This is a genomic window from Enterobacter sp. 302C9 (assembly GCF_034106085.1).
GTDB classification, from domain to species: Bacteria; Pseudomonadota; Gammaproteobacteria; order Enterobacterales; family Enterobacteriaceae; genus Enterobacter; species Enterobacter asburiae_B.
In genome coordinates, this window is sequence record NZ_JAWNBW010000013.1 from 1 (window position 1) to 13,407 (window position 13,407).

Consider the following 13,407-nt stretch of genomic DNA (forward strand, 5'->3'; position numbering starts at 1 on the left):
AGCGCGGTGGTCCCACCTGACCCCATGCCGAACTCAGAAGTGAAACGCCGTAGCGCCGATGGTAGTGTGGGGTCTCCCCATGTGAGAGTAGGGAACTGCCAGGCATCAATTTAGAAGAACCCCGTACCGTAAGGTGCGGGGTTTTTTGCTTTGTGCGCGCAGAAAAGCCAGATGGCGCTTAGTAGGCCGGATAAGGCAAAGCCGCCATCCGGCAACGCAGACCGCACGATCCCACGACAAAGAGAAATAAGAATACAAAGAAGGGATGTATAAACGCAGAAAAGCAAAAACCCAGCCATAGGCTGGGTTCTTTAAATAGTGGTGCCCGGACTCGGAATCGAACCAAGGACACGGGGATTTTCAATCCCCTGCTCTACCGACTGAGCTATCCGGGCAACGGAGCGCATTAAACCGCAATCACGCTCGATCGTCAACATTATTTCGGGAAAAGCTGTTCAACTGCTTAAGTTTGCGGCAATCTGTCCGCTTTCGCCGTGAAAATGCACAAATCTTCCAGACACAACCAGCGTAATACGGCAATGCTGATAGCAAGAGGAGGACTGTATGGCGAATGACTGGCTTGAACTGCGTCAGCATGCAGATACGGGTATTGAGACGATTAAAGCGCATTTCGAAGGGCATGCCTTTGATCCGCACTGGCACGATAGCTATCTGGTAGGGATAACCCTCTCCGGCACGCAGCAGTTTCACTGCCGCCGTGAGCGTCATCGTAGCCAGCCGGGCGACGCATTTCTCCTCGAACCTGGCGAGATCCACGACGGTGATGCGCCTGTAGAGGGCGGCTTTACCTATTTGACCTTCTATCTGGATGAGCGCTGGCTTACCCGTGCGCTACAAGGGCTTTACGAATCTACTCCCGGGAGTTATTCACTCCACTTTGCCCAAACGTTGACGCGGGAGCCGCAGCTGGTGCGTGCTATCGGTGAGACATTTTCCACCCTGCATAATGACGAGATGAAAATCGTTCAGCAGAGCACAATGGATAATCTGCTCTCCCGGATCACCGCCCACTGCCACTGGCGTAAAAAACTGCCGTCGCAGTTACAAAGCGCTGCCGTGGCGCACCGTGCGCGCGACTATCTGTTTGCTCATATCGGCGAGAACGTAGGGCTGTCAGACCTTGCGCGCGAGACGGGCACGGATCGCTTTACCCTGACGCGCTGTTTTAAGCGCGAGTTCAACCTGGCGCCACACGCATGGCTTATTCAGCTTCGTCTGGCAAAGGCCCGACAGCTGCTGGCGCGTGGGGACCAGCCCGTTGATGTGGCTGCCACAGTGGGTTTTGCCGATCAAAGCCATCTGGGACGTTGGTTTCAGCGTGCTTACCGTATCTCTCCTGCACACTACCGACGGTTGTGCACAAACCTTCCAGACGTTTCCAAAAAATAACGGCACATTCATGGCTCTAATAAAAAGGAGCCACCCGTGAGTTTGATACCCTTTCTGTTGTTCGCATTTGTCGCCTCCATTACGCCGGGGCCGACCAATATTCTCGTGCTGACGAACAGCCAGCACTTTGGCGTAAAAAATACCTTACCTGCTATTCTGGGCGGATGTATCGCGGCCAGTGCGATTGTGCTGGTATCAGGCGCGGGCGCGGGGGAAGTGCTGCGTCAGTATCCTCTGATACGTCAGATAATGAGCTGGACAGGCGTGCTGTGGCTAAGCTGGTTGAGCTGGCAGCTGTTTCGCGCCCCGGCTGCCCGTCTCTCCGCTGAGAACCGTATTCGATTCACCGCTCGGGCGGCGGCGCTGCTGCAGATCGTGAACCCCAAAACTTGGATGATGGCGCTGGCCGTCGTCAGCCTGTTTGCCCCAACTGGCGACCATGCATTGCGCGATATTGCGCTAATGGCGCTATGGTTTCTGCTGATCTCGATAGCCTGTTTGATGTGCTGGGCGTGGTTGGGTAAAGCGGTGAACCGAATTTTTCGCACCACCGTGGCGATGGTGCGGTTTCAGCGCCTGATGGCGCTGTGTCTGCTCGTCTCCGCCTGGGCGGGCATGCTGGCTTAGGTCAGCGCTCCACCCATTCTGCATTGGGCAAAGCGTAGAATATCTTCCGCCAGGCGGTGCGCCGTATCCACATCGGCCTGGCTACGGTTCACCAGCATGCGGCTGAGGCAACCTTCCAGCACCAGTTCCATCTGTTTAGCCACCATCGCAGGGTCATCGACTTCCAGCGTGGTCAGCAGTTCGTGGGTAAAGTCATGCGCCGCCCGTTTTTGCTGATCCGCCAACTGGTGAATAGGATGGCCAGGGTCAGGAAAATAAGTGCAGGCGGCGATGAACAGACAACCCGGGTAGCGGTTGTTGCTGACGCATTCCGTCAGCGCGGTATAGCGCGCCAGCAGCTTTTGCTCCGCGGTCAGTTCTTCATTCAGCATCAGTTGTCTGCGCCAGACATCAACCTGCTGGCTGAGATAGCGCAGGGCATCATAGAGTAGCGCCTCTTTATCCGGCCAGAAGCGCTTAAGTTCATCCAGGGGATAATCGATACGGTCGGCTACCATCTCAAGCGTGGTGCTGGCGATCCCTTGAATCTCAAGTAGTTGCAGGGCTTGTCCCAGTACGTCTTCACGTTGCACGGTTATCTCCTCCGCTATTCCCAACGGTTTGTCCCGCTTAAAGTGTTGTTTACGGTTGGCGATTGCGCAAATGCGCGCTAAATGCCGCTGCATCCATAAACCCGGTTACACGCTGCTCAGGCTGCTCCTGGCCCTGTTGATTGAAGAACAGAATGGTTGGCAGCCCGAGTACGTTAAGCTGCTTCAGCAGAGCCTTATCCTGCGCATTATTGGCGGTCACGTTAGCCTGGAGCAAAACGGTCTCTTTCAGGGCGCTTTGCACCTGTGGATCGCTAAAAGTATATTTTTCAAACTCTTTGCAGGCGACACACCAGTCGGCATAGAGATCGAGCATCACCGGTTTGCCATTCGCCTCTGCCAGAGCGCTGTTAAGTTCATCCACGTTTTTTATCTGGGTAAAGTTCAGATGCGCCTGGGTCTGACTCACCGGTGTGCCGAACGCCCAGTCCTGCAGAGGGCGTACGCTCACCAGCGCGGCAGCCAGCAGCAGGATTTGCACCAGGCGCATCCATGGCTTCTTCGCCCCCAGGCTGACGATAAACGCCCAGGCAAAGAATGCTACGCCGAGCATCGCCCACAGGCGTAAACCCCAGGCGTCGCCGATGATACGCTCAAGAAGGAACACCGGCAGCGCGAGGATGACAAAACCAAATGCGGTTTTCACCGTCTCCATCCACGGGCCGCTCTTCGGCAGAAGTCGATTGCCGAAAACCGTGACCAGAATCAGCGGCAGGCCCATGCCCAGCGCGTAGAGGTACAGCGTCCCCCCGCCGAGCCACATGTTACCGCTCTGGGCGATGTACAGCAGGATAGCGCTCAGCGGTGCGGTAGTGCAGGGAGAGCAAATCAGCCCGGCAATGGCACCCATCGCGAACACGCCGCCTGCCGAGCCACCCTGCTGACGGTTGCTCATCAGCGTTAAGCGCGTTTGCAGCGAAGAGGGCAGCTGTAGCGTGAACAGGCCAAACATTGACAGCGCCAGCAGGATAAACACCGCTGACAGGCCAATGAGAACATAAGGGTGCTGGAGTGCCGCCTGGAACTGTAACCCGGCAGCGGCAACCACGAGACCGAGCGCCGTGTAGGTTAGCGCCATTCCCTGCACGTATATAAAAGCCAGCAGCAGCGCGCGGGCGGTAGAAAGACGCTGTTTGCCGCCCAGCACAATCCCGGAGATGAGCGGATACATCGGCAACACGCACGGCGTAAAGGCAATGCCGATACCAATCAGTAACGCCCACAGCGCTGAGAACGGAAGGCCAGCGCTGTCGTTGGTTTTCTCAACCGAGGGGGCCGGCGTTACAGCAGCAGACGCTTTCACTTCGCTGAGCGGCACGACCTTCGTCTCCGGTGGATAGCAGAATCCCGCGTCCGCGCATCCCTGATAGGTCACCGCCAGCGTCGCGCCTTTATCCGCCTGATTCACCGTCACGGGCACGCTTAAGCGCTGGCGGTAGATTTCACTCTTACCGTAGAACTCGTCCTCGTGCCACTCGCCAGCGGGCAATTGTAATGCGGCCACGTTTGCCTGGGCAGGGGTAATACTCACCTGCTTGCGATAGAGGTAATAGCCCTCTTTCACCTGCCAGGTGAGCGTCAGATCGTGCTGGTTCTGCTGAAAATCGAAAACAAACGCCTGGTCGGCAGGAATAAAGTTCGAACGGCCGGGCGCGTCAAACAACCCGGCAAAAGCTGACGTGCTGCACAGCAGCAGGATCAGCGTAAGGAAGCGTTGAGCCATGAGAGATAGTCGTTATCGCCATGAACCACTGGCAATACCAGCAGCTCCGGGGTTTGGTAAGGATGATGAGATTTGAGGCAGTCCAGGAGAGCCTGCTGATTCGCCAGATTGGTTTTGAGCAACATCTGGACTTCGTACTCTTGCTCCAGCTTGCCTTCCCAGTAATAAAGGGAGGTGGCACCGGGGAGGAGCGTCACGCAGGCTGCCAGTTTTTCGGCCAGCACTTTGGCGGCGAGATCCTGGGCAGAGGCTTCATCAGGGGCGGTACACAGTACGACAACAGCATCAGGCGTGTTCACAAGTCGACCTCCTCATCACGAAAGGCTTCACTATATCACGCAAGGCGGTTGGTCATTAATGAAACGGGCCGCAGAGCGGCCCGATTTTAACTATTTTTACAACCACTCACCGTTTACAGCACCACGCCGCCAATGATAAAGCCGAGGATCACGCAAAGTGAAATGGCGACCACGCCCGGGATCAGGAACGCGTGGTTAAACACATACTTACCGATACGGGTTGAGCCGGTGTCGTCCATCTCTACCGCCGCCAGCAGGGTTGGGTAGGTTGGCAGAACGAACAGGGCAGAAACCGCCGCGAAAGAGGCAATCGCCGTCAGTGGCGTCACGCCCAGCATCAGTGCCGCAGGCATCAGCGCTTTGGTGGTCGCCGCCTGGGAGTAAAGCAGGGTAGCGGCAAAGAACAGCACCACCGCCAGCAGCCACGGGTAGTTGTGCAGCAGGTCGCCAGCGACGGTCTGAATGTCGCTGATGTGCGCTTTCACGAAGGTATCACCGAGCCACGCCACGCCCAATACGCATACGCAGGCGCTCATACCTGATTTAAAGGTGCTGGCGTTCAGCACTTCGCTGGTGTCGATTTTACAGGTGATGCTAATCAGCGTCGCGATGGTCAGCATAAACACTACAATCGCTTCGTTACGCGGCAGGACAGGGTTCTGGATCAGGCCCACGGTGTCGCTGATGGCGGTCGCGTAGAACATCACCGCGACAATACCGATTAGGAACAGCAGCACGGAGCGCTTTGCGTGCGGCTTCAGCTCGAAGACCTGGCTGCCGCGCAGTCTCACTTCACCCTTGGCGAGGCGTTCCTGGTAAACCGGATCGTCTTTCAGTTCAGCGCCGAGGAAGTTACACAGCACGGCAGTGATCATCACCGCGATCAGCGTCACCGGGATACAGATCGCCAGCAGCGTCAGATAGCTCACGCCCATCGGCTCCAGAATACCGGCGAAGAAGACCACCGCAGCGGAAATCGGTGAGGCGGTAATCGCAATCTGGGACGCGACGACGGCAATTGAGAGCGGACGAGACGGACGGATACCCTGCTCTTTCGCCACTTCGGTAATCACCGGCAGCGTAGAGAAGGCGGTGTGGCCCGTACCGGCGAGAATGGTCATAAACCAGGTCACCAGCGGGGCAAGGAAGGTAATGTATTTTGGATGGCGGCGCAGCATACGCTCCGCCAGGCTTACCAGGTAGTCCATACCGCCTGCCACCTGCATGGCGGCGATAGCGGCAATAACTGCCATGATGATTTCGATAACGTCGAACGGGATTGCGCCGGGTTTAATCTGAAAGATAAGGGTAAGAACGAGCACCCCGAGACCGCCGGCAAAACCGATGCCGATACCCCCGAGTCTTGCTCCCAAATAAATCGCCAACAAGACGATGACGAGTTCTGCTCCAAACATAAGGACCTGCCTTGCTTATTAACAAGTTGATATTGAATTGTTGTATTTAGGTAACGCCTAAAAAGAAAAAAGGCACGTCACAAGTGACGTGCCTTAAGAAGCCTAGCCAGAACGGTTACTGTTCGCTTTCATCGGTATATCGTTTCGCTTTATATGCCGGGTGCATCAGGTTCTGGGCCGAGAAGATATCGTCCAGCTCAGCTTCGGTCAACAGCCCGCGCTCCAGCACCACTTCACGTACGCTCTTACCGGTTTCGGCGCAAATCTTACCGACGATATCACCGTTGTGGTGACCGATGAACGGGTTGAGGTAGGTGACGATCCCGATGGAGTTATAGACATAACCCTCACAGACTTCTTTATTCGCCGTGATGCCGTTAATGCATTTTTCCAGCAGGTTGTAGCAGGCGTTGGTCAGAATGTGGATGGATTCAAACATCGCCTGGCCAATCACTGGCTCCATCACGTTCAGCTGCAGCTGACCCGCTTCCGAGGCCATGGTCACGGTTGTATCGTTACCGATGACTTTGAAGCAAACCTGGTTCACCACTTCTGGCACTACCGGGTTCACCTTGGCTGGCATGATGGATGAACCGGCCTGCAGCTCTGGCAGGTTGATTTCATTCAGGCCAGCGCGCGGACCGGAAGAGAGCAGGCGCAGGTCGTTACAGATTTTGGACAGTTTCACCGCCAGACGTTTCAGGGCGCTGTGTACCATGACGTAGGCGCCGCAGTCGGAGGTGGCTTCAATCAGGTCTTCTGCAGGCACAACCGGCAGGTTAGAGACTTCAGCCAGCTTCTGTACCGCCAGCTGCTGATAGCCATCCGGGGTGTTCAGACGGGTACCGATGGCGGTGGCGCCCAGGTTCACTTCCAGCAGCAGCTCGGAGGTGCGCAGCAGGTTTTTGGTCTCTTCGTTCAGCAGTACGTTAAACGCGTGGAATTCCTGGCCGAGCGTCATCGGCACCGCGTCCTGCAGCTGGGTACGACCCATTTTCAGGATGTCCTGGAACTCAACCGCTTTACGCTGGAAGCCATCACCCAGCTGGTTGATCGCATCCACCAGTTTCACCACAGAGGCATACACCGCGATACGGAAGCCGGTAGGGTAGGCGTCGTTGGTAGACTGGCATTTGTTTACGTGATCGTTCGGGTTCAGGTACTGGTATTCACCTTTCTGGTGACCCATCAGCTCCAGGCCAATGTTTGCCAGTACTTCGTTGGTATTCATGTTGACGGAGGTGCCCGCGCCGCCCTGATAGACGTCAACCGGGAACTGGTCCATGCATTTGCCGTTGTTCAGCACTTCATCGCAGGCTGCGATAATCGCATTTGCCGCGCTTTTAGGAATGGTTTGCAGCTCTTTGTTGGCCAGTGCTGCGGCTTTCTTCACCATCACCATGCCACGAACAAACTCAGGGATGTCGCTGATTTTGCTGTTGCTGATGTAGAAGTTTTCAATCGCTCTCAGAGTGTGGACACCGTAGTAGGCATCCGCTGGAACTTCCCTGGTACCCAACAAGTCTTCTTCGATACGAATGTTGTTTAACATGTGAACCTTCTTTTCAAGCTGCCGATGGATTGTACTAAACACACAGTATTTATGTGGTTTTGAATATTTTCTGGCCGACGATTATTCCCTCAATCAGCCAGATGTTCGAGATCATATGCTGATGATAGCGAATTGCCGTAAGCTGGATCACTTATTATCGAGCCGATTCCATGATAATTATTAATCTGTGAAATGGGTCACCGCTTTATAATTTCCAAAAAAAATATCCGTGCAAACTGATTGAATTTTCGCTAACCGTCACCATTTCATACAAACGCGCGTCGCGAACACATTCAGACAGGGGCCCGATGGCCTCTGCCACACAGGAGATGCCAGTGCGCTGGATACCGTTTATTGCTTTCTTTCTCTATGTTTACATTGAGATTTCCATTTTCATCCAGGTTGCCCATGTGCTGGGCGTCCTGCTGACGCTGATTCTGGTGATTTTCACCTCCGTCATCGGCATGTCGCTGGTGCGTAATCAGGGTTTCAAAAATTTCCTGATAATGCAGCAGAAGATGGCCGCAGGGGAAAGCCCGGCGGAAGAGATGATCAAAAGCGTGTCGTTGATTATTGCGGGGCTGCTGCTGATCCTGCCGGGGTTCTTCACTGATTTCCTCGGCCTTCTGCTGCTTCTGCCGCCGGTGCAAAAACACCTGACCATGAAGCTGCTGCCGCATCTGCGCTTTAGCCGTATGCCGGGGGGCGGATTCAGCACCGGGCCGGGCGATACCTTTGAAGGGGAGTATCAGCGTAAGGATGAACAGCACGACCGTTTAGACCATAAAGACGATCGGTGATTTTGTTGCCCGGTGGCGCTTCGCCTACCGGGCTTCCGGTAGCGCACCGCGCTTCGGCAAAAACACCCACAGCCCTGCCAGCATGACAATCGCGTACAGACTCTTCCATCCCACCATCGCCAGCAACAGCAGGCAAAGCAAACCCCCGACGACCGCCAGAGCTTTATAGCGACCTTTCAGCAAACGACATCCCGCCAGCATGCACAGCAGGTAGATCATGATGAAAATGCCGTTGGCGTAGACGATCAGCGCGTCCAGATTGATCTTCAGTGCGTAAATACACAGCGTGCTCACCACGCAGCAGCCCAGTACGGCATTCAGGGCATTCAGCGGAAGCTGGCGTTTAGACAGGCGTGCGAGGCGATTCTCAGGTTTGTCGAGCGCCTGCGACCACACCAGCCGGGCAAAGCTCTGGATATAAATATTGAGGCTGGCAAAACAGGCGAGATAGCCGATGACGCAGGCGATCCATAGCGCCTTCACGCCGAACAGTTCCACCACGATACCCGGCAGCGATGCCGCGGCGGCGAGATCCGCTCCGAACGCGTGGAAGTGTAAGACCAGCACGGTACACGCCCAATAGACCGTGCCAGCAAGCAGCAGGCCTATCATCAACGCGCGGGGGAAATCGCGTTCAGGCTGCTTAAATTCAGAGGCCAGATGGGCAAAGGCTTCCAGGCCGACAAAACACCAGAACATGACGGAGAGCGCGGCGAAAAGCTGGGAATGGTCGACGTCTGTCACCGCAGGGAAGGGAATTTCCTTTATTGTGATATCGCCCGCCCACCAGATTGCGACAACGAGCGCGACAATCAGCACCGCAACCAGCGTCTGCAGGTTGGCGCTGGAGCTGGCGCCGCGAGAGCCCACCCACCAGACGATCGCCAGCGTACCCAGTTCGGCCAGCAATAACTGCTCGTTATGCCAGCCAAACAGCGCCTGACCAAAACCGGTCGCAATATGCAACGCCGCAGGAAGGCCAACCGGAATGACGGAGAGAAACAGCCAGCCGGTAACACGCTGCAGCCGCGGGCCAAAGGCCAGTCCGACAAAGTGCGCCACGCCGCCCGCGCTGGGGAAATGCCGCCCCAGGATGGCGAATACAATGGCTATCGGGAAAACTAATACAATCAGCGCTGGCCACGCCCACAGGCTGTTATTTCCAGCCACCAGCGCCGCCAGTGCGGGTACGGCAAACACGCCCGTACCTAACAAGGAGGTTGAGAGCAGTCCGACGCCCTGCGCCAGCCCCAGCTCCTGCTTGAGTCCACTCATTGACATCGCCCTGCCAGTACCAAAAGAGAGGCGATGGTAACACTTTCGCAAATTTTTTTTTCGACTCCCCCTTGAAGGGGGAAAAAGCTATCCCCATCTCTCAGGGCACTAGTCGGAAAACCGCATGCGGGCCGGCGTCATCCATAACTGATAATGACTTTCTCAAAGGAGAGCTATCAATGAGTATTCGTCCGTTACATGATCGTGTGATCGTCAAACGTAAAGAAGTTGAAACCAAGTCTGCTGGCGGCATCGTTCTGACCGGTTCTGCAGCAGCCAAATCAACGCGTGGCGAAATCATCGCTGTCGGTAAGGGCCGCATCCTGGAAAACGGAACTGTGCAGCCACTGGACGTTAAAGTTGGTGACATCGTAATTTTCAACGATGGCTACGGCGTGAAATCCGAGAAGATCGACAATGAAGAAGTGTTGATCATGTCCGAGAGCGACATTCTGGCAATTGTTGAAGCGTAATTTACGCACGAGAATTTGAGGAAATAAGAACATGGCAGCTAAAGACGTAAAATTCGGTAACGACGCTCGTGTAAAAATGCTCCGCGGCGTAAACGTACTGGCAGATGCAGTTAAAGTGACTCTGGGCCCGAAAGGCCGCAACGTAGTGCTGGATAAATCCTTCGGCGCGCCAACCATCACTAAAGATGGTGTTTCTGTAGCACGTGAAATTGAGCTGGAAGACAAGTTCGAAAACATGGGTGCGCAGATGGTGAAAGAAGTTGCCTCTAAAGCGAACGACGCTGCTGGTGACGGTACCACCACCGCGACCGTACTGGCGCAGGCAATCATCACCGAAGGTCTGAAAGCCGTTGCTGCGGGCATGAACCCAATGGATCTGAAACGTGGTATCGACAAAGCTGTCGCCTCCGCTGTTGAAGAGCTGAAAGCGCTGTCCGTACCGTGCTCTGACTCTAAAGCCATTGCTCAGGTTGGTACTATCTCCGCTAACTCCGACGAAACCGTAGGTAAACTGATCGCTGAAGCGATGGACAAAGTCGGTAAAGAAGGCGTGATCACCGTTGAAGACGGTACCGGTCTGGAAGACGAACTGGACGTGGTTGAAGGTATGCAGTTCGACCGCGGTTACCTGTCCCCATACTTCATCAACAAGCCAGAGACTGGCGCTGTTGAACTGGAAAGCCCGTTCATCCTGCTGGCTGACAAGAAAATCTCCAACATCCGCGAAATGCTGCCAGTGCTGGAAGCCGTTGCGAAAGCAGGCAAGCCGCTGGTGATCATCGCTGAAGACGTTGAAGGCGAAGCGCTGGCGACCCTGGTGGTTAACACCATGCGCGGCATCGTGAAAGTGGCTGCGGTTAAAGCACCTGGCTTCGGCGATCGCCGTAAAGCGATGCTGCAGGATATCGCTACCCTGACCGGCGGTACCGTAATCTCTGAAGAGATCGGTATGGAACTGGAAAAAGCGACCCTGGAAGACCTGGGCCAGGCGAAACGCGTTGTGATCAACAAAGACACCACCACCATCATCGATGGCGTGGGTGAAGAAGCTGCTATTCAGGGCCGCGTTGGTCAGATCCGTAAGCAGATCGAAGAAGCGACTTCCGATTACGACCGTGAAAAACTGCAGGAGCGCGTAGCGAAACTGGCAGGCGGCGTTGCGGTAATCAAAGTCGGTGCAGCGACCGAAGTTGAAATGAAAGAGAAAAAAGCACGCGTTGACGATGCCCTGCACGCGACCCGTGCTGCGGTAGAAGAAGGCGTGGTTGCTGGTGGTGGTGTTGCGCTGGTGCGTGTTGCCGCTAAACTGGCAGGCCTGACCGCACAGAACGAAGATCAGAACGTGGGTATTAAAGTTGCGCTGCGCGCAATGGAAGCTCCTCTGCGTCAGATCGTTTCTAACGCCGGTGAAGAGCCATCTGTGGTTGCGAACAACGTGAAAGCGGGCGAAGGTAACTACGGTTATAACGCAGCAACTGAAGAATACGGCAACATGATCGACTTCGGTATCCTGGATCCAACGAAAGTGACCCGTTCTGCTCTGCAGTACGCGGCATCTGTCGCTGGCCTGATGATCACCACCGAGTGCATGGTCACCGATATGCCTAAAGGCGATGCACCAGACTTAGGTGCTGCTGGCATGGGCGGCATGGGCGGTATGGGAGGCATGATGTAATCGTGCGTTCTACGTCGTAGAATGTGAAAAACCCCCGGGCAGAAATGCTCGGGGGTTTTTCTTTTGGTCATCTTTTAGGTATAAGATTTACACACGGACAACTACTGTCCAGCTTATTGAAAACGAGGAATAACATGCGCGTAAAAGTCTGTGCAGGGATTGTAGGGGCAGCATTGCTGCTGGCGGGTTGTAGCTCCAGCAATGAGCTGTCGGCAGCGGGCCAGGGCGTTCGCTTTGTGGAAGATAAGCCTGGCAGTGAATGCCAGCTGTTAGGCACGGCAACCGGTGAGCAAAGTAACTGGATGTCAGGTCAGCATGGCGAAGAAGGTGGCTCGATGCGCGGTGCGGCGAATGCCCTGCGTAACCAGGCTGCGGCAATGGGCGGTAACGTGATTTACGGCGTGAGCAGCCCAACGCAGAGTATGCTGTCCAGCTTCGTGCCGACCGCCAGCCAGATGAACGGCCAGGTCTACAAGTGCCCGAACTGATTGCCTTTTTCCCTCTCCCTGTGGGAGAGGGTTAGGGGGCGGGGAAACTAGCGCTGCCGCAGCTGCAGATCCAGCGGCGTCTTGCTCGGCTCTCCGCCAATCTCGCGTGCCAGCTTCGGCACCATATAGCCTGAAACCAGCGTTAACAGTTCGCGCATAATCTGCCGGGCTTCTTCATCCGTCACCATGAAATGGGCCGCGCCCTGAACGCGATCCAGCACGTGCAGGTAATAGGGCATCACGCCCGCATCAAACAGGGCATTGCTCAGGTCGGCCAGCACGCGGGCGCTGTCATTGACGCCGCGCAGCAGCACGCTCTGGTTCAGCAGCGTCACGCCCGCTTTACGCAGACGCGCCATCGCCGCGCGAAAGTCATCGTCAATTTCATTCGCGTGGTTAATATGGTTCACCAGCAGCACCTGCAATCTTGACTGCTCCAGGCGTGACACCAGTCCGTCAGTGACACGTGCCGGAATGACAATCGGTAAACGGCTGTGAATACGCAGGCGCTTAACGTGCGGGATGGCTTCAAGCTGAGTCAACAGCCAGTCCAGCTCATGATCTTTTGCCATCAGCGGGTCACCGCCGGAAAAAATAATCTCATCCAGCTCCGGATGGGCGGCGATATAGTCCAGCGCGACCTGCCAGTTGCGTTTATTGCCCTGGTTTTCGGCATACGGGAAGTGCCGACGGAAGCAATAACGACAATTTACCGCGCAACCGCCTTTTACCAGCAGCAGGGCGCGGTTGAGATACTTGTGCAGTAAACCCGGCACCACGCTGTTCTGCTCTTCCAGCGGATCGGTGCTGTATCCCGGTGCGGTGACAAACTCATCCTGCGAAGTAAGCGTTTGTTTTAAAAGTGGATCGTCGGGGTTGCCTTTCTCCATTCGCGCCACAAACGCACGGGGAACGCGCAGGGCGAAAAGACGCTTTGCCTCGCGGCCTGCAAGCAACTCTGGGTGCTGATCGAGGTCTAAAAGACGCAGCAATTCATCAGGACTGGTGATTACATCGGCAAGTTGCGATAACCAATCTTCTCTGGACGGGGTGTTTAGGGTTACAATATGCGCCATTTTG

At 55.5% G+C, this 13,407-nt stretch carries 13 protein-coding genes, 1 tRNA gene and 1 rRNA gene; 7 read left to right on the top strand and 8 right to left on the bottom strand.

Going from position 1 to position 13,407, the window contains the following annotated elements:
* Positions 1-104 (top strand): 5S ribosomal RNA (gene rrf, locus UR289_RS18840); the annotation flags it as partial.
* 215 nt (positions 105-319) lie between these two features.
* On the opposite strand, the gene UR289_RS18845 is transcribed toward rrf, so the two are convergent.
* Positions 320-395, bottom strand: a tRNA-Phe gene (locus UR289_RS18845).
* Between the two features lie 169 nt (positions 396-564).
* Between UR289_RS18845 and UR289_RS18850 the strand changes: the two genes are divergently transcribed.
* The gene (locus UR289_RS18850) at positions 565-1,410 is read left to right on the top strand and encodes an AraC family transcriptional regulator (RefSeq protein ID WP_320711270.1); all 846 of its coding nucleotides are present in this window, start codon (positions 565-567) and stop codon (positions 1,408-1,410) included.
* Positions 1,411-1,446: 36 nt separating this feature from the next.
* Entirely contained in the window at positions 1,447-2,037 is a 591-nt protein-coding gene (locus tag UR289_RS18855) for a LysE family translocator (protein ID WP_320711273.1), read from the top strand.
* Here UR289_RS18855 and UR289_RS18860 read toward each other — a convergent pair.
* The 5 genes from UR289_RS18860 to aspA all read right to left on the bottom strand — a co-directional run bounded on the left by UR289_RS18860 (position 2,034) and on the right by aspA (position 7,616).
* A complete protein-coding gene (locus UR289_RS18860; RefSeq protein ID WP_032641387.1) occupies positions 2,034-2,609 on the bottom strand; it encodes a transcriptional regulator in 576 nt (191 codons plus the stop codon). The two genes, UR289_RS18855 and UR289_RS18860, sit on opposite strands and share 4 nt — an antisense overlap.
* Positions 2,610-2,658: 49 nt before the next feature.
* Positions 2,659-4,350 carry a protein-disulfide reductase DsbD gene (locus UR289_RS18865; protein WP_320711275.1) on the bottom strand — a complete coding sequence of 564 codons (1,692 nt, stop codon included), beginning with the start codon at positions 4,348-4,350 and terminating at the stop codon, positions 2,659-2,661.
* Entirely contained in the window at positions 4,326-4,649 is a 324-nt protein-coding gene (gene cutA / locus UR289_RS18870) for a divalent cation tolerance protein CutA (RefSeq protein WP_014168278.1), read from the bottom strand. The genes UR289_RS18865 and cutA overlap by 25 nt, the downstream gene beginning before the upstream one ends.
* A gap of 113 nt (positions 4,650-4,762) precedes the next feature.
* The gene (locus tag UR289_RS18875) at positions 4,763-6,064 is read right to left on the bottom strand and encodes an anaerobic C4-dicarboxylate transporter (RefSeq protein WP_023334226.1); all 1,302 of its coding nucleotides are present in this window, start codon (positions 6,062-6,064) and stop codon (positions 4,763-4,765) included.
* Positions 6,065-6,179: 115 nt separating this feature from the next.
* Positions 6,180-7,616, bottom strand: a complete 1,437-nt coding sequence (aspA, locus tag UR289_RS18880; protein ID WP_003855923.1) for an aspartate ammonia-lyase — start codon at positions 7,614-7,616, stop codon at positions 6,180-6,182.
* Between the two features lie 335 nt (positions 7,617-7,951).
* Here aspA and UR289_RS18885 point away from each other — a divergent pair, with 335 nt between their 5' ends.
* Positions 7,952-8,416, top strand: coding sequence for an FxsA family protein (locus UR289_RS18885; protein WP_023616652.1), 465 nt, complete (start codon positions 7,952-7,954; stop codon positions 8,414-8,416).
* A gap of 24 nt (positions 8,417-8,440) precedes the next feature.
* Here the strand turns inward: UR289_RS18885 and yjeH are convergent, their stop codons facing one another.
* Entirely contained in the window at positions 8,441-9,691 is a 1,251-nt protein-coding gene (gene yjeH, locus UR289_RS18890; RefSeq protein WP_087823482.1) for an L-methionine/branched-chain amino acid transporter, read from the bottom strand.
* Between the two features lie 179 nt (positions 9,692-9,870).
* On the opposite strand from yjeH, the gene UR289_RS18895 reads away from it, so the two are divergent.
* From UR289_RS18895 to UR289_RS18905, 3 genes are all read left to right on the top strand, one after another.
* Positions 9,871-10,164 (top strand): co-chaperone GroES, encoded by a 294-nt coding sequence (locus tag UR289_RS18895; RefSeq protein ID WP_003855929.1) that lies wholly within the window; start codon positions 9,871-9,873, stop codon positions 10,162-10,164.
* Positions 10,165-10,195: 31 nt separating this feature from the next.
* On the top strand, positions 10,196-11,839 hold the full coding sequence (gene groL / locus UR289_RS18900) for a chaperonin GroEL (RefSeq protein WP_014882201.1): 1,644 nt from the start codon (positions 10,196-10,198) through the stop codon (positions 11,837-11,839).
* Between the two features lie 134 nt (positions 11,840-11,973).
* On the top strand, positions 11,974-12,327 hold the full coding sequence (locus tag UR289_RS18905) for a DUF4156 domain-containing protein (RefSeq protein WP_023310115.1): 354 nt from the start codon (positions 11,974-11,976) through the stop codon (positions 12,325-12,327).
* A gap of 47 nt (positions 12,328-12,374) precedes the next feature.
* Here the strand turns inward: UR289_RS18905 and epmB are convergent, their stop codons facing one another.
* A complete protein-coding gene (epmB, locus tag UR289_RS18910) occupies positions 12,375-13,403 on the bottom strand; it encodes an EF-P beta-lysylation protein EpmB (RefSeq protein WP_039261006.1) in 1,029 nt (342 codons plus the stop codon).
* Between the last annotated feature and the right edge of the window lie 4 nt (positions 13,404-13,407).

Coding starts and splice junctions, on each gene's coding strand:
- UR289_RS18850 (WP_320711270.1), top strand. CDS start 565: ATGGCGAATGACTGGCTTGAACTGCGTCAGCATGCAGATACGGGTATT.
- UR289_RS18865 (WP_320711275.1), bottom strand. CDS start 4,350: ATGGCTCAACGCTTCCTTACGCTGATCCTGCTGCTGTGCAGCACGTCA.
- UR289_RS18875 (WP_023334226.1), bottom strand. CDS start 6,064: ATGTTTGGAGCAGAACTCGTCATCGTCTTGTTGGCGATTTATTTGGGA.
- aspA (WP_003855923.1), bottom strand. CDS start 7,616: ATGTTAAACAACATTCGTATCGAAGAAGACTTGTTGGGTACCAGGGAA.
- yjeH (WP_087823482.1), bottom strand. CDS start 9,691: ATGAGTGGACTCAAGCAGGAGCTGGGGCTGGCGCAGGGCGTCGGACTG.
- UR289_RS18895 (WP_003855929.1), top strand. CDS start 9,871: ATGAGTATTCGTCCGTTACATGATCGTGTGATCGTCAAACGTAAAGAA.
- groL (WP_014882201.1), top strand. CDS start 10,196: ATGGCAGCTAAAGACGTAAAATTCGGTAACGACGCTCGTGTAAAAATG.
- UR289_RS18905 (WP_023310115.1), top strand. CDS start 11,974: ATGCGCGTAAAAGTCTGTGCAGGGATTGTAGGGGCAGCATTGCTGCTG.
- epmB (WP_039261006.1), bottom strand. CDS start 13,403: ATGGCGCATATTGTAACCCTAAACACCCCGTCCAGAGAAGATTGGTTA.